Genomic DNA, 14,538 nt, shown 5'->3' on the forward strand with positions numbered 1-14,538 from the left:
AGATACTTTGTTTGCCAATGGTAAGGAAGGGTGAGAACCTTTGCCAACCAAAGGCGCCATACGGGGAGCCGAAAGATGACCGCACTCACTTTGGAAAATCCGGTCTTCGTCACCTATGTGATTGCCGCTGCGCTTCTGGTGCTCAAGGTTATGGCCCAGGGTTGGATGACAGTTCACCGAATGATGAAAGTCAGGGCGGGCTGGGCGAGTCCCGAAGACCTTCAAAAAGGGCTCATCAATACAGCTCCCGATCCGTCGCAACTGGACGTCAATGAATACGTTGACCGATCCCGTCGGATGCACCGGAATGACCTAGAAAACATACCGGCCTTCTGGGCGGCAGGCCTTCTGTTTGTGGCAATCGGTCCTTCTGTCTGGCTGGCGCATGTCCTGATGTATGGTTTTGTTGCGGCGCGGCTGGCGCACTTCTGGGCCTATACGACGAAGCAATCCCATGAAATCCGGGCGACATTCTACACCGTCGGGTCCCTAATCGTCATTTACATGGCGTGCCATGTGCTCTGGGTCGCGATCACGTAGGCACACGCGTTCACCCGCGCCGCGTCAGCGGCGCCCGGCCTAACGGGAGCGGATCATGCACATGATCCGGCGACGGGCGGGAGTGCCCCGTCTCAGCCTTCGATATCACCGTGGATGGCGAATTGCTCCAGGCCCGCCGATTGCGCCTCGATCATCCGGTAGCTTTCGCGCACGCCCGCATCGGTCAGCTCTCGCATCACGGTCAGCAGGGTGTTGGGCGCGTGATCGGCGCAGAGGTCGGCCATGTGGGCGATCTCCTCGGCAGCCACGGGGCGGGCGGCGGCCACATCCGGCGCGCCGTAGTAGCTGACAAAATGATGCGCCAGAAGGTCGGTCAGGGTTTCCAGCTCAGCCTCTTCGATCTTCGTCACCGCGACAAATGTCACCCGCCCGCCGGTTTCCAGCCCCATCCAGCCATTGGAAAAGGCCTGACGCTGCTTGCCGGTCAGATCCGCCTCGCCCCAGTTGGAAAATTCAAAACCGCCCGAGATGCACCATTCGCCGGTGCGGGCCGGGCTGGCAAAGACGTTTTGATCGCTCTCGTCGAAATGGATGGCGCGGGCCAGTTGCATCACGGGGTCTCCAGAAGCGTTGTCAGGGGGATCAGATGGGTGGTGTCGCCGTCGCGCAGCAGCATGCCGAAATCCTCGTCAATGCCAAGGAAGGTGCCGCTGAGGTCATTCTGCCGGGTCTCTTCGCCGATACCATGGGCGAGGCCACGCCATTCTTCGTGCAGCGGTTTGGAGCCGTCCTCTTCCCAGCGGGTGATCCAGTGCAGGCAGTGACGGGCCCAGCTTTCGACCAAGGCAGGCGCCTCCACATCGGCGCAGCCTTCGGCATAAAGCGCGGTGTCCTCGGGCGCGGCGCCGCCGTCCTCGTCCTTGGGCCAGAGCGGCAGCTCCAGCCCGATCACCAGCCAGTCGGGCTCTTCCGCCGGATCGCTGGTGCTGGCGGCGGCGCGCAGGCGGCCGCAGCGGGCGCCGTTGATGCGGATCGCGCCGCCCCAGTCCAGATGCACCGCGACCTCAGGCGGGGCAAGGGCGCCCAAGGCGTTCTGAAAACCGACGCCGCAGGTGGGCAGCATCGCCATCGCGTGCGACAGAGGTACCTCGGGGGCAAAGACCAGTGCTGCGCGCAGGGTGTCATGCGCCAGATTATAGACCACCAGACCGGCATCACAGCCCAGGACCGCCCGTTTACAGGCGGTCTCGAACGGGTCCTCAGGGCCGGTCACCGCCTCGCCGGACATCAGCGGTGGAAAGGACAGGGTAGGGGTGGCCTCGCTCATGCGGCGCCCCGTTGGATAAGACCGAGTGCCACCTCCTGGAATGCCTTGGCCTGCGGGCTGTCAGGTTTGCTGACCACCACCGGCGCGCCGCCATCAGCGGCAAGGCGCACGTCCAGATGCAGCGGGATCTCAGCCAGGAGCGGCACGTTCAGCTTCTTGGCTTCGGCGGCGACGCCCCCGTGGCCAAAGATATGTTCCTCATGGCCGCAGTTGGAGCAGATATGGGTGGACATGTTCTCGATCAGCCCGACGATCGGCACGTGCAGCTGTTTGAACATGTCGATGCCCTTGCGCGCGTCGATCAGCGCAACGTCCTGCGGGGTCGAGACCACGATGGCGCCATCCACATGGGCCTTCTGCGCCAGAGTCATCTGCACATCGCCGGTGCCCGGCGGCAGGTCCACGATCAGCACATCAAGCGCGCCCCATTGCACCTGCATCATCATCTGCTGCAGCGCGCCCATCAGCATCGGACCGCGCCAGACCACTGCCTGATCCTCGTTTGTCATCAGGCCGATGGACATCATGGTGACGCCGTGGTTGCGCATCGGCAGGATGGTCTTGCCATCGGGGCTGGCGGGACGGCCGGACACGCCCAGCATGCGCGGCTGCGAGGGGCCATAGACATCCGCATCCAGCAGACCGACACGGCGGCCTTCGGCAGCCAGCGCGCAGGCTAGGTTCGCCGAGACGGTGGATTTGCCAACGCCGCCCTTGCCCGAAGCGACCGCGATGATGCGATCCACGCCGGGGATCTTCTGTGGTCCCTGGGGCTGGGCGGCTTTCTTCGGTTTCAGATCCGGCGGCGGCGCCTTGGTGGAATGGGCGGTCAGCAGGGCCGAGACCTTCTCGACCCCGGCAAGGGCGGTGACCTTGGCCTCTGCCGCGTCGCGCACGGGGGCGTAGGCCTCGGCGCGGGCCGGATCGACTTCCAGCACGAAACGCACGGCGCCGTCTTCGATATTCAGAGCCCGCACGATGCCGGCGGCGACGATGTCGCTGCCGCTGACGGGGTCGGTGATGGTCTTCAGTGCCTCGAGGACAGTTTCACGGGTGAGGGACACGCCGGTCTACTCCTTTGGTGGGTTCGTTTGCGTCTGTGTACGGAACACTTGACTGAAATGTAGGTTGATCCCTAGCATTTCGAATGGTCCGTTTGTCTTTTCTCTATCCGATCCGGCCAGAGCGTGCAGCGCTCAATTTTACCGGGGTGCGTGCAGCGCTCAGTTTTGCAGGAGTGCCTGCATTGCTGCACCGGATCAGGACTGTGGCGGCGGGCCGGGCTGCGTTGATCCCGGTGCTTGTGCTCTGGCTGCTGACGGTCGGCAGTGCCGTTCAGGCCGAGGATCGGTTGGTCCGGCTGGCGGTGCCGCAGGCGCTGGTCGAAACCGGATTTCTGAAACATCTGCTGCCGCGGTTTTCCCTGAAAACGCAGGTGCGTATCGAACTCGTCACGCCCGGCGCAGCTGCCGAGGCCGCGTTTTCGGACAGGGCCGAGGGCACGCCGGTGTTTCAGGATGCGGCCGCGCTCTGGCACATGCAGGTGCTGGATGGCGCCCATCCGGGCACGGCGCGGTTTGTCGACTGGCTCGGCTCGGACGTGGGCGCGCGCACGATCACCGCCTATGCGCCGGATGGGGTGCAGATGTTCACCCTGCCGCAGATCACCGCCGAGGTGGAGGAAGAAATCGTCTTCGAAGGCGACGCGATGAAAGGACAGAACCTGTCGCGCAGCAAATGCGGGCGTTGCCACGCGGTGGCCGAGGACATGCGCATGACCGATATCGGATCGACGCCGTCCTTTTTCGTGCTGCGGGCGCTGCCGGATTGGGACTACAGGTTCCAGGCCTTTTATGCGCTGAACCCGCACCCCTCCTTTACCCAGGTCGCCGATGTGACCGAGCCCTTCCCCGCGGACCGCCCGTCGCCTATCGTGCCCGTGGCCATGACGCTGGACGAGCTGGAGGCGATCCTGGCCTATGTGTCCAGCCTCACCCCGGCAGATCTGGGAGCCCCCTTGCAACATCAGTGATCGCGGCGCTTGCTGAGGTAATCGGCCGTGGTGCGCACGCGCGGGCGTTCCTTGCCTTCGAAGGGATTGTTTTCCTGATGGAACTGCGCGTTGACCCGGCAATCGTCGCACATCTGGATCATCCGTGCCGCATCCGAGGTGGCGAACATCGCGTGTTTTCCGGCTAGTTTTTCGGTGATCCGTTCGATGGTGGATTTCACCCCGAACAGCGTGCCGCACTCGACGCAGGCAAAAGGTTCCTCTTCGTGCACCACCACCTGGCTTAGCGCTTCGGGCTGGAGGTTCAGGCGCGGTTCATAGCTGATCGCCTGTTCGGGGCAGACATTGGCGCAGAGGCCGCATTGCAGGCAGGCGTCCTCTTGGAACCGCAGCTGTGGCAGGTCGGGATTGTCCCCCAGCGCGCCGGAGGGGCAAAGGGAGACGCAGGACAGGCACAGGGTGCAGCTGTCGGTATCGACCAGCAGCGCGCCATAGGGCGCATCATCCGGCAGGGGCAGCATGTCGGCCTCAGGCGCCAGCGCGCGGGCGGCCTGACGGGTGATCTGGCGGCGGGTGCCCATGGGGCGCAACGGCTCATTTATCGGCGCGGGCACTTCGGCGCCGAACAGCGCATCGCTCAGCGCGTCAGGGTCGTTCAGGTCCAGCAGCGTGGCCTTGTCGCCCGCGATGGCCTGGGCCAGGGTCAGCTCACGCTCCTGCACTGCGCGGTCCACCTTGGGCGACATCAGCAGCGACACATGGGCAAATCCGGCGGCCAGTGCCGCGAGGATTTCGGCATGACCAAAGGTATTCATCGCCTCCAGCTCCAGCGGCAGCACATCGGCAGGCAGCCCGCGACCGAACCGGGCCGCAAGGCGGATCATCTCGGCGCCGTGTTCGTTCACCACCAAGAGGCGCGGGGCGCTGCCCCCGGCATCGAGATAGGCCTTTGCCAGCACCTGAATGCGGCGCATCAGCGTATCGGTGGGCGGCGCGTCATAGGTGATCGAGCCAGAGGGACAAAGCGAGGCACAGGCGCCGCAGCCGGCGCAGATCATCGGGTCGATGCTGACGTGATCGCCATTGGGGCTGATGGCGCCGGTAGGGCAGACATCAAGACAATTGGTGCAGCCGGTCTGGCTGGCACGTGAATGGGCGCAGAGCAGCGGTTCGCTGCGCACGTAGAGCGGTTTTTCGAAGGTGCCGACCAGTTGGCTGGCCTCCAGCACTGCATCGGCCACCGCCTGCACGCCCTTGGGATCGGCACGCAGATATCCTTCGCGTTTTTCATGGGCCGGGAACAGCGGCGTGCCGCCGGTCAGGTCCAGAATGATATCGCATTCCGAGCGACCACCATCGCGGGGGGCTGTCCAGCTCCAGCTGCGGCCGGTGGTGTCGAGCTGCTGCAAGGCGTCGATGGTGACCTGAAACTGGCCAAGCGCGCCAGAGGCCTGCCGCAGCTGTCCCCGCACCACGTCGAAGTCGCGGCTCATCGGCGGTTCGTCATCACCGGTCAGCAGCACCGTCACGGCCAGACTGTCCTGCAACCGCTTGGCGGCGGCCAGCGCCACATCGCCCGGGCCGACGATCAGGCACAGGCCCTCGGACACCACATCGACGGTCTTGGCCGCCGAGGTATCTAGCGCCGCCTCGGCCACGAGGGCGGACATTTTGGGTAGCAAATCGCCCTCATCGGCGGTCCATCCGGCCCTGTCCCTGAGGTCGAGGAAGGCCGGAGAGGGGGCACCGATCTCGCCCGCGATCTCCTCGAAAAGGCGCTGTTCCTGAGTGCAGCAAATGACCGCGTCTCCGGCACCGATTGCAGCGGCAGCGCTGTCGGTCTGGCTGGTGCAAAGGGCCGAATGCATCTTTGAACATGACAATCCCGTGACGTCGGAAAGTCGTTCCGAATCGATCTCCTGAGATCCAGAACAATCGCATAGAATCAACTGCTTGGCCATTCTTTCCTCGCTTGCATCAGGGCTGGCGTGACGGGCGGATAACCGCCATCCGGGCCACAGATTAGGCATGATTCTGAAGCCACGTAAACCGGTTTGCACCCCGCAGCAGGCCCCGGATGGGGCGCAAAATACCGGGGTGATTCGCGCGGTTTTGTGTACAGCGGTATTCCGATTATTTTTGTCGACATAGACAATTCGACCAAGGCGGAACTCTACCCCCCTGCGTCTGCCCCAATTTGTCCGGGTTGCGGGAAATTTGCAGATCGGGTGCAGAGCAGGCTTTCACGAAGGCGTGACCTTGCGGCACACTTGTACGACGCAGGGAGATGTAGGGTGCGCAACCAGTGAGCCGTAGTTTGGACAAGACCGACGTGATGCCGCTTGGCATCGTACTTCGCCGGACCCCGGGGGTGACCCGCTGGGCACGATGGTCTTGGAAGGTGGCAGGCGTCTTGCCCGCAGCCCGGTCCGCAGATTGGCAATTGCTGCGCGAGGAAGACGGCGCCAGCGAATTCCACGCCGCGACACTGCCGCTGGAACTGCACCGCGCCGATGCCGAAGCCTATATGCACGGGCTGACCGCAGAACCGCCCTGTGTCTATGTTGTGATGCGCGAAAGCGATGATGCCGACCGCCCGCTGGAAATGACGCTGGTCACCGCCTCTCCTTACGAGGCGCAGGACTATGCCGACAGCGGCGAGGAACTGGTGGAGAAGGTGCCGATGCCCTCTGGTCTGGTGGCCTGGGTGCGGGAGTTCACTCTGGCCCACTTCAAGGAAGAGGAATTCAAGAAACGCCGCCGTGACAAGCGCACCGTGGGAGAGGCCGAGGATGGCATCGGCGATCCGCGCATCGCGCAGCTGACCGACGTGTACCGCTCGCCCGCCCTGGTCAAGAAGGGGCGCCTGCAATGAGCCGCGATTTCTGGTCCCGCCGCAAGGCCGCCGTAGAGGCCGAAGCCCGCGCCGAAGCTGCTGTTGAGGCAGCAGAACGCGACGCGGCGCTGGAGGAAAAGAGCGACGCAGAGATCCTGGCCGAGCTGGAATTGCCCGATCCCGACACGCTGGAGGAAGGCGACGATTTCAAGGTCTTCCTGCGCGACGTGGTTCCGGCCCGCATCCGCACCCGCGCCCTGCGCCGCCTATGGCGTCTGAACCCGGTGCTGGCAAATATCGACGGGCTGGTCGATTACGGTGAGGATTTCACCGACAGCGCCATGGTCGTAGAGGGCATGCAGACCGCCTATCAGGTGGGCAAGGGCATGACCAAACACGTCGAGGAACTGGCCCGTCAGGCAGCAGAAAAGGCCGAGGCCGAAGCGGCAGTCGCCGCTGCACCCGCCGAAGGCGCACCCGAAGAGGGCGCAGAAAGCGAAGAGCAGGGCATAGACATCGTTGCGGAGACCTCTGAGGTCGTCGCTGCCGGGCCTGCACAGACCGCCGACGACTGGAACGCCACCCGGCAAGAGCCGCAGACCGAGGCTGACCCGAGCGGGGATTCCGGTGATACTGCCCCCGGGAACATGATGCCGCGCCGGATGCGCTTTTCCTTTGATGGAAGCCAGAGCCAAATCCGTGGCACGGCATGAACAAGGAGCAAGACATGACAGCCACCGCTGATGCCGCAGCGCCGTTGGTAAGCGAAGAGGACCGCCTGCGCGCGGATCTGTATAATTTCCTGGGTCTCATCCTGGCGTCGCCGCCGGATGAGTTCCTGCTGGGGCAGACCGCTGGTCTGCAGGGGGATGACACCGATCTGGGCGTGGCGATCAACGCGCTGGCCAAGATCGCCAAACTGTCGAAGCCGCCCGCGGTGGAGCGAGAGTTCAACAAGCTGTTCATCGGCCTCGGCCGGGGTGAACTGCTGCCCTATGCCAGCTACTACCTGACCGGGTTCCTGAATGAAAAACCGCTGGCGCAGCTGCGCCGGGACATGGCGGCGCGGGGCATGACCCGGGCACAGAACGTTTATGAACCCGAGGACAATATCGCCTCGCTGATGGAAATGATGGGGGCGCTGATCGCGGGCCGCTTTGGCGAACCTGCCTCGCTGGCGGATCAGAAGACCTTCTTCAACACCCATATCGGCCCCTGGGCCGGTCACTTCTTTTCGGATCTCGAGAAGGCAAAGAACTCGGTTCTCTATGCCTCGGTCGGCGCTGTCGGCCGGGTGTTCATGGAGATCGAGGCCGAAGGGTTCCGGATGAGCGCGGAGAAATCCGCATGAGCCGGGGCGGCAATGTCCGCTCCACAACCGTGAGCGATCACCAAGGAGGAGAGACTCACATGACCAAGAAAGCAGAGGCAGCATCGAGCCGCCGCGACTTTCTGAAGATCGCCGCAACCACGGCGCCGCTGGCAGCGGTGGCGGTTGCGACGACCGGGGGCGAGGCCGAGGCCGCTGCACCCGATCTTGCAAAGGAGACGATGCAGGATACCGCGCATACCCGCGCCTATTACGAAAGCGTCCGGTTCTAACGCGCCGAATGCATCCCATGACCGACGGCAACTGGTTGCGTGACGCCCGACCGCCAGAGGTTTTTCGTTAACCCAGCGCGCTTTCTGAGGAGGAAGCAAGCAAGGGAGGTTCTAAATGCTTAGGAAAAAGACCAACGGGGTTGCGAGACGCCCCCAGCGGACCAGTATCCTGTCCAACGTCGCGGAAACATCCGTCGACCGCCGCGCCTTTCTGCGCGGCTCCGGCTTGGCCATCGGCGGCCTGGCTGCCATCAGCGCCACCGGCGGGTCGGTGACCCAGGCCAATGCGGCCACCGCTGCGGCGGGCGCTGTTGAAACCGTAAAATCCGTCTGCACCCACTGCTCGGTCGGCTGTACCGTCGTGGCAGAAGTTCAGAACGGTGTCTGGGTCGGGCAGGAACCCGGCTGGGACAGCCCGTTCAACCTCGGCGCCCATTGCGCCAAGGGTGCATCGGTGCGCGAGCACGCCCATGGCGAACGCCGTCTCAAGTACCCGATGAAGAAAGAGAACGGCGAGTGGAAGCGCATCAGCTGGGATCAGGCCATCAACGAGATCGGCGACGGCATGATGCAGATCCGCGAAGAAAGCGGACCTGACAGCGTCTACTGGCTCGGCTCGGCCAAGCATAACAATGAACAGGCCTACCTGTTCCGCAAGTTCGCCGCCTATTGGGGCACGAACAACGTGGATCACCAGGCACGGATCTGTCACTCCACCACCGTTGCGGGTGTTGCGAACACATGGGGCTACGGCGCCATGACCAACAGCTACAACGATATCCATAACTCAAAGGCGATCTTCATCATCGGCGGCAACCCGGCCGAGGCGCACCCCGTCTCGCTGTTGCACGTGCTGAAGGCCAAGGAGCAGAACAACGCGCCGCTGATCGTCTGCGATCCGCGTTTCACCCGCACCGCGGCCCATGCCGATGAATATGTGCGCTTCCGTCCTGGCACCGATGTGGCGCTGGTCTGGGGCATCCTTTGGCACATCTTCGAAAACGGCTGGGAAGACAAAGAGTTCATCCGTACCCGTGTCTGGGGCATGGACCAGATCCGCGAAGAAGTGGCCAAGTGGACCCCCGAAGAGGTCGAGCGCGTCACCGGCACGCCCGGCAGTCAGCTGCGCCGGGTTGCGCGCACTATGGCCAACAACCGTCCCGGCACCGTGATCTGGTGTATGGGCGGCACCCAGCACACCACCGGTAACAACAACACCCGCGCATACTGCGTGCTTCAGCTGGCGCTGGGCAACATGGGTGCATCGGGTGGCGGCACCAATATCTTCCGCGGCCATGACAACGTGCAGGGTGCAACCGACCTTGGCGTTCTGTCGCACACGCTGCCGGGCTACTATGGCCTGTCCAAAGGCGCTTGGGCGCATTGGGCGCGGGTCTGGGAAGAAGATCCCGAATGGCTGGCAGGCCAGTTCGACACGCTGAAAGGCGCGGACGGCAAGGACAAGAGCCTGCAGAACCTGACGGGTATTCCGGTCAGCCGCTGGATCGATGGTATCCTTGAAGACAAGGAAAACATGGATCAGCCGAACAACGTTCGGGCCATGGTTCTGTGGGGCCACGCGCCCAACTCGCAGACCCGGATGACGGAAATGAAGACGGCGATGGAAAAGCTGGACATGCTGGTCGTTGTCGACCCGTATCCCACCGTTTCCGCCGTGCTGCATGACCGCGAAGACGGTGTCTACCTGCTGCCGGCCTGTACCCAGTTCGAAACCCGCGGTTCCGTGACCGCGTCGAACCGGTCGTTCCAGTGGCGCGACAAGGTGGTGGATCCGCTGTTCGAAAGCCTGCCCGATCACGTGATCATGGCGAAATTCGCCAACAAGTTCGGCTGGGCGGATCGGCTGTTCCGCAATATCGAGATGGAAGACGCGGAAACGCCGAACATCGAGAGCATCACCCGCGAGTTCAACAAGGGTCTGTGGACCATCGGCTATACCGGTCAAAGCCCGGAACGGCTGAAGAAGCACATGGCCAACCAGCACACCTTTGACCGCACCACGCTGCGCGCGGTGGGTGGCCCGGCCGATGGCGACTACTACGGTCTGCCCTGGCCCTGCTGGGGAACGCCCGAGATGAACCACCCGGGCACGCCGAACCTTTATGACATGTCCAAACCGGTCTCCGAAGGTGGTCTCACCTTCCGCGCCCGTTTCGGCGTGGAGCGGGACGGTGACAACCTGCTGGCCGAAGGCGTCTATTCCGTGGGCTCTGAAATCCAGGACGGCTATCCTGAATTCACCATGCAGATGCTGATGGATCTCGGCTGGGACAGCGACCTGACCGACGAGGAACGCGCCGCGATTGATGCTGTGGCGGGTCCCAAGACCAACTGGAAAACCGACCTTTCCGGCGGCATCCAGCGGGTCGCGATCAAGCACGAATGCGCGCCCTTCGGCAACGCCAAGGCCCGTGCCGTCGTGTGGACCTTCCCGGATCCGGTGCCGGTTCATCGCGAACCGCTCTATACCAACCGCCGGGATCTGGTTGCGGATTATCCGACCTACGAGGATCGCAAATTCTATCGTCTGCCGACGATGTATGCCTCGATCCAGAAGAAGGATGTCTCGCAGGACTTCCCGATCATTCTCACATCCGGCCGTCTGGTCGAATACGAGGGTGGCGGCGACGAGACCCGCTCCAACCCCTGGCTGGCCGAGCTTCAGCAGGACATGTTCGTGGAAATCAACCCGCGCGACGCCAATAACCTTGGCGTGCGGGATGGCGAACAGTGCTGGGTCGAAGGTCCCGAGGGCGGCAAGGTCAAGGTCATGGCCATGGTCACCGAACGGGTCGGCGAGGGCGTTGCCTTCATGCCGTACCACTTTGGCGGTCATTTCCAGGGCGAGGACCAGCGGCACAAATATCCCGACGGCGCTGATCCATATGTGCTGGGCGAAAGCACCAACACGGCTCAGACCTACGGGTATGACAGTGTGACCCAGATGCAGGAGACCAAGTGTACTCTCTGCAAAATCATGCCAGCGTAAGGAGATAGAGTAATGGCAAGAGCGAAGTTTCTCTGCGATGCCGAACGCTGCATCGAATGTAACGCCTGTGTCACCGCCTGTAAGAACGAGCATGAGGTGCCCTGGGGGATCAACCGCCGCCGCGTTGTGACCATCAATGATGGCAAGCCCGGCGAACGGTCGATCTCGGTCGCCTGTATGCATTGTTCGGACGCGCCCTGTATGGCCGTTTGCCCGGTGGACTGCTTCTACCAGAACGAGGAAGGGGTGGTTCTGCACTCCAAGGACCTCTGCATCGGCTGTGGCTACTGCTTCTACGCGTGCCCCTTTGGCGCACCGCAGTATCCGCAGGCAGGCAACTTTGGCAGCCGTGGCAAGATGGACAAATGCACCTTCTGCGCCGGTGGCCCGGAGGAGAACCACTCCAACGCGGAGTTCTCCAAATACGGTCGCAACCGGATCGCCGAGGGCAAGCTGCCCATCTGCGCCGAAATGTGCTCGACCAAGGCGCTGCTCGCCGGTGATGGCGATGTGGTGTCTGCCGTCTACCGCGAACGCGTCGTGGCGCGTGGGTTCGGCTCGGGTGCTTGGGGCTGGGGCACGGCTTACGAGCAAAAGGGCGGCTAAACCCGTCTTTTCAGCGTAAAGCTGGGGATGGCCTGCCGTGCGCGGGCCATCCTGACCTATCTGTTATACATACGACAAACCCGAAGGAGTGTGGCACATGCTGCGCATGGCTTTCGCATTTGTTCTGCAACTTACGCTGCTGGTTGGCGCGGTGCAGGCCCAGGAGGCGGCTGTACCAGCGCCTGCGGACCGCAGCGCCACAGGTGGTGCGCAGACGCTTGAAGATATCCTCGCCCGGCAACGCGGCGAGAAACTGGATGACTCCTTCCGCCGCGACGCAACCGGAGACCCGGATGCGGCGGCAGGGATTTCCCAACAACTTGGCACCCTTGGCGGTGTCTCCGACCCCGAGGTTTGGCGCCAGGTGCGCTATGGTTCGGCCGAGGTTACCGTCTCTGCCGGGGGCGAGGTCGCCAGCGTCCTGATGCAGGATGGCGGCATGACATGGCTCTCCTTCCGCGAGGGGCCGCTGCGCCAATACGGCGGCTGGCTGCTGCTGGGCACGCTTGGGGCGCTGGTGGTGTTCTACCTGCTGCGCGGACGTATCCCCGTCGACGGAGAGCTGACCGGCCGCACCGTCACGCGATTCAAATTCATCGAACGGATGGCGCATTGGACATTGGCCGGATCCTTCATCCTGCTGGGGATCACCGGCCTTCTGACCCTGTTTGGCCGCGCCTTCATCGCGCCTTATCTGGGCAAGGATCTGAACTCCTTCCTGCTGATCTATGGTAAATGGCTGCACAACTCGGTCGCCTGGGCCTTCATGGTGGCGCTGGTATTGGTCTTCATGATGTGGGTGATGCACAATATTCCAAACCGCACCGATCTGGTCTGGATCCGTCAGTTCGGCGGCATCATCGGCAACAAGCACCCGCCCGCGAAGAAATTCAACGCAGGCCAAAAGGTGATCTTCTGGTCGGTGATCCTGTTCGGCGCCTCGATTTCGGTTTCGGGCCTGTCGCTGCTGTTCCCCTATGAGCTGCCGCTTTTTGCCAAGACATTTGCGGTGCTGAACGACATCGGTCTGCCGCAGTGGGTCGGGCTTGGCACCCTGCCGGAGCAGTTGTCTCCGCAAGAGGAAATGCAGTTCGCTCAAGCCTGGCACGCGATCATGGCCTTTGTGCTGATGGCGATCATCATCGCGCATATCTACATCGGCTCGGTCGGGATGGAAGGCGCCTATGATGCCATGGGATCGGGTGAGGTGGATGAGGCCTGGGCCCATCAGCACCATTCGATCTGGCTGGACGAGGTGCTGGAGGAAGAAAAGGCCAAGGATGCCGGACGCGCCAAGGGCGCCACACCGGCGGAATAGCCTCTGGGGAGCTGCGGCACCATGCGTTTCCTTGCCAGCCTGAGCCTTGTTGCAAGTCTTTGCGCCGGAGCGGTTTCGGCGCAGGGCTTCACCACGCTCAAAGGCCACGGCGGCCCCGTGATGGGGCTGGCGACCGCGCCCTCGGGGCAGGTGGCCAGTGTCAGTTTCGACAATTCCGCGGCCCTGTGGCAGGACCGGGAGCCGCTGTGGCTCGAAGGTCATGATGCGGCGGTGACGGCGGTGGCCTTTGACGGGGCAGGGCGTCTGGTGACGGGCAGCGATGATTTCACCGTCCGCCTGTGGGAGCCGGATGGCGGCGCGCGCCTGTTGGGCACGCACAGGGGCAAGGTACGCGGTCTGGCGATCTCGCCCGACGGGCAATCGGTTGCCTCGGCCAGCTGGGACGGCAGCGTCGGTCTCTGGTCGCTTTCGGGTGGCGCAGGCCGCAACCTCAAGGTCGGCAGCGGCGTGAATGACGTGGCCTTCGGTCCCGCTGGCAGCCTCTTTGCCGCCACCATGGATGGTGGGGTCTTGCGGTTTGATGCAGAGCAGGGCTCTGCGCCGCGCCCGCTGGTGCAGCAGGGATTTGGCGTCAACCGGCTGATTGTCGACACTCGGGCGGGCTGGCTGGCTTATGGCGCGGTGGACGGGGCAACCCGCATCATCGACATGGAGAGCGGCGCCCCGATTGCCGATTTCACCCTCGACCGTCGCCCGATCCTGGCGATGGCCTATCACGCATCCACCGGCCAATTGGCGGTGGGGGATGGTCATGGCTACATCATGATGATCGACACTGGCAGTGATGGGAACGGCTGGCGCATCGCCCGCGATTTCCGTGCCACGCGGCAGGGGCCGGTCTGGGCCCTTGCCTTTTCGCCGGATGGCAACACCATTTGGGCGGGAGGACTTGATGATGTGGTCTATGGCTGGCCGGTGGCGCTGATGAATGAATTTGACCCCGCGATGGGGCAGGAGCGTACATTCCTGCGTCCGGCCGACAGCATGCCCAACGGCGAGCGGCAATTCATGCGCAAATGCTCGATCTGCCACGCGCTGACCGGCGGGGAGAGCCGCAAGGCCGGACCCAGCCTGCACGGGCTGTTCGGACGCCGCGCCGGGACGCTGGCGGGATACCGGTATTCGCTGGTGCTGCAGGGATCTGATATCATCTGGAACGACGACACGATCGATGCGCTGTTCGATCTGGGACCGGACCACTACATTCCGGGGTCGAAAATGCCGATGCAGCGCATCACCGCCGCCGAGGACCGCAAGGACCTGGTGGGTTTTCTGAAACACGCAACGCAACCGGAGAAGTGACAGG

The 14,538-nt window shown here is 63.4% G+C and carries 14 protein-coding genes; 10 read left to right on the forward strand and 4 right to left on the reverse strand.

Annotated features, from left to right (window positions below; genetic code table 11):
* Positions 1-75: 75 nt before the first annotated feature.
* Positions 76-540, forward strand: a complete 465-nt coding sequence (locus C6W91_RS07760; RefSeq protein WP_347508664.1) for an MAPEG family protein — start codon at positions 76-78, stop codon at positions 538-540.
* A 92-nt stretch (positions 541-632) separates the two neighbouring features.
* On the opposite strand, the gene C6W91_RS07765 is transcribed toward C6W91_RS07760, so the two are convergent.
* Genes C6W91_RS07765 through apbC form a run of 3 tightly spaced genes read right to left on the reverse strand, consistent with a single transcriptional unit; the run spans position 633 to position 2,892 of the window.
* Positions 633-1,112 (reverse strand): DUF6505 family protein, encoded by a 480-nt coding sequence (locus C6W91_RS07765; RefSeq protein WP_065272586.1) that lies wholly within the window; start codon positions 1,110-1,112, stop codon positions 633-635.
* Positions 1,112-1,828, reverse strand: a complete 717-nt coding sequence (locus tag C6W91_RS07770; RefSeq protein WP_370570676.1) for a DUF4444 domain-containing protein — start codon at positions 1,826-1,828, stop codon at positions 1,112-1,114. The genes C6W91_RS07765 and C6W91_RS07770 overlap by 1 nt, the downstream gene beginning before the upstream one ends.
* A complete protein-coding gene (gene apbC / locus C6W91_RS07775) occupies positions 1,825-2,892 on the reverse strand; it encodes an iron-sulfur cluster carrier protein ApbC (RefSeq protein WP_065272588.1) in 1,068 nt (355 codons plus the stop codon). The genes C6W91_RS07770 and apbC overlap by 4 nt, the downstream gene beginning before the upstream one ends.
* A gap of 83 nt (positions 2,893-2,975) precedes the next feature.
* On the opposite strand from apbC, the gene C6W91_RS07780 reads away from it, so the two are divergent.
* Entirely contained in the window at positions 2,976-3,860 is an 885-nt protein-coding gene (locus C6W91_RS07780; protein WP_370570677.1) for a hypothetical protein, read from the forward strand.
* Here the strand turns inward: C6W91_RS07780 and C6W91_RS07785 are convergent.
* Positions 3,854-5,800, reverse strand: coding sequence for a 4Fe-4S binding protein (locus C6W91_RS07785; protein WP_370570678.1), 1,947 nt, complete (start codon positions 5,798-5,800; stop codon positions 3,854-3,856). The genes C6W91_RS07780 and C6W91_RS07785 overlap by 7 nt on opposite strands.
* Positions 5,801-6,174: 374 nt before the next feature.
* On the opposite strand from C6W91_RS07785, the gene C6W91_RS07790 reads away from it, so the two are divergent.
* The 8 genes from C6W91_RS07790 to C6W91_RS07825 all read left to right on the forward strand — a co-directional run bounded on the left by C6W91_RS07790 (position 6,175) and on the right by C6W91_RS07825 (position 14,534).
* Positions 6,175-6,714: a DUF3305 domain-containing protein gene (locus C6W91_RS07790; RefSeq protein ID WP_274831745.1), complete on the forward strand. Its 540-nt coding sequence runs from the start codon at positions 6,175-6,177 to the stop codon at positions 6,712-6,714.
* Positions 6,711-7,388, forward strand: a complete 678-nt coding sequence (locus tag C6W91_RS07795; RefSeq protein WP_370570679.1) for a DUF3306 domain-containing protein — start codon at positions 6,711-6,713, stop codon at positions 7,386-7,388. The genes C6W91_RS07790 and C6W91_RS07795 overlap by 4 nt, the downstream gene beginning before the upstream one ends.
* Positions 7,385-8,026 (forward strand): molecular chaperone, encoded by a 642-nt coding sequence (locus tag C6W91_RS07800; protein ID WP_065272591.1) that lies wholly within the window; start codon positions 7,385-7,387, stop codon positions 8,024-8,026. The genes C6W91_RS07795 and C6W91_RS07800 overlap by 4 nt, the downstream gene beginning before the upstream one ends.
* A gap of 59 nt (positions 8,027-8,085) precedes the next feature.
* Positions 8,086-8,277: a twin-arginine translocation pathway signal protein gene (locus C6W91_RS07805; RefSeq protein WP_065273715.1), complete on the forward strand. Its 192-nt coding sequence runs from the start codon at positions 8,086-8,088 to the stop codon at positions 8,275-8,277.
* Between the two features lie 115 nt (positions 8,278-8,392).
* Positions 8,393-11,287, forward strand: a complete 2,895-nt coding sequence (locus tag C6W91_RS07810; RefSeq protein WP_370570680.1) for a formate dehydrogenase subunit alpha — start codon at positions 8,393-8,395, stop codon at positions 11,285-11,287.
* Positions 11,288-11,299: 12 nt separating this feature from the next.
* The gene (gene fdh3B, locus C6W91_RS07815; RefSeq protein WP_065272593.1) at positions 11,300-11,893 is read left to right on the forward strand and encodes a formate dehydrogenase FDH3 subunit beta; all 594 of its coding nucleotides are present in this window, start codon (positions 11,300-11,302) and stop codon (positions 11,891-11,893) included.
* Positions 11,894-11,990: 97 nt separating this feature from the next.
* The gene (locus C6W91_RS07820; RefSeq protein WP_370570681.1) at positions 11,991-13,211 is read left to right on the forward strand and encodes a formate dehydrogenase subunit gamma; all 1,221 of its coding nucleotides are present in this window, start codon (positions 11,991-11,993) and stop codon (positions 13,209-13,211) included.
* A gap of 21 nt (positions 13,212-13,232) precedes the next feature.
* Positions 13,233-14,534, forward strand: a complete 1,302-nt coding sequence (locus C6W91_RS07825; protein ID WP_274831373.1) for a c-type cytochrome — start codon at positions 13,233-13,235, stop codon at positions 14,532-14,534.
* The last annotated feature ends 4 nt before the right edge of the window (positions 14,535-14,538 follow it).

It is taken from the genome of Phaeobacter sp. SYSU ZJ3003, assembly GCF_041300735.1.
GTDB lineage: Bacteria > Pseudomonadota > Alphaproteobacteria > Rhodobacterales > Rhodobacteraceae > Phycobacter > Phycobacter gallaeciensis_A.

Coding starts and splice junctions, on each gene's coding strand:
- C6W91_RS07765 (WP_065272586.1), bottom strand. CDS start 1,112: ATGCAACTGGCCCGCGCCATCCATTTCGACGAGAGCGATCAAAACGTC.
- C6W91_RS07785 (WP_370570678.1), bottom strand. CDS start 5,800: ATGGCCAAGCAGTTGATTCTATGCGATTGTTCTGGATCTCAGGAGATC.
- C6W91_RS07760 (WP_347508664.1), top strand. CDS start 76: ATGACCGCACTCACTTTGGAAAATCCGGTCTTCGTCACCTATGTGATT.
- C6W91_RS07780 (WP_370570677.1), top strand. CDS start 2,976: ATGGTCCGTTTGTCTTTTCTCTATCCGATCCGGCCAGAGCGTGCAGCG.
- C6W91_RS07790 (WP_274831745.1), top strand. CDS start 6,175: ATGCCGCTTGGCATCGTACTTCGCCGGACCCCGGGGGTGACCCGCTGG.
- fdh3B (WP_065272593.1), top strand. CDS start 11,300: ATGGCAAGAGCGAAGTTTCTCTGCGATGCCGAACGCTGCATCGAATGT.
- C6W91_RS07820 (WP_370570681.1), top strand. CDS start 11,991: ATGCTGCGCATGGCTTTCGCATTTGTTCTGCAACTTACGCTGCTGGTT.
- C6W91_RS07810 (WP_370570680.1), top strand. CDS start 8,393: ATGCTTAGGAAAAAGACCAACGGGGTTGCGAGACGCCCCCAGCGGACC.
- C6W91_RS07825 (WP_274831373.1), top strand. CDS start 13,233: ATGCGTTTCCTTGCCAGCCTGAGCCTTGTTGCAAGTCTTTGCGCCGGA.
- C6W91_RS07805 (WP_065273715.1), top strand. CDS start 8,086: ATGACCAAGAAAGCAGAGGCAGCATCGAGCCGCCGCGACTTTCTGAAG.
- C6W91_RS07800 (WP_065272591.1), top strand. CDS start 7,385: ATGAACAAGGAGCAAGACATGACAGCCACCGCTGATGCCGCAGCGCCG.
- C6W91_RS07770 (WP_370570676.1), bottom strand. CDS start 1,828: ATGAGCGAGGCCACCCCTACCCTGTCCTTTCCACCGCTGATGTCCGGC.
- C6W91_RS07795 (WP_370570679.1), top strand. CDS start 6,711: ATGAGCCGCGATTTCTGGTCCCGCCGCAAGGCCGCCGTAGAGGCCGAA.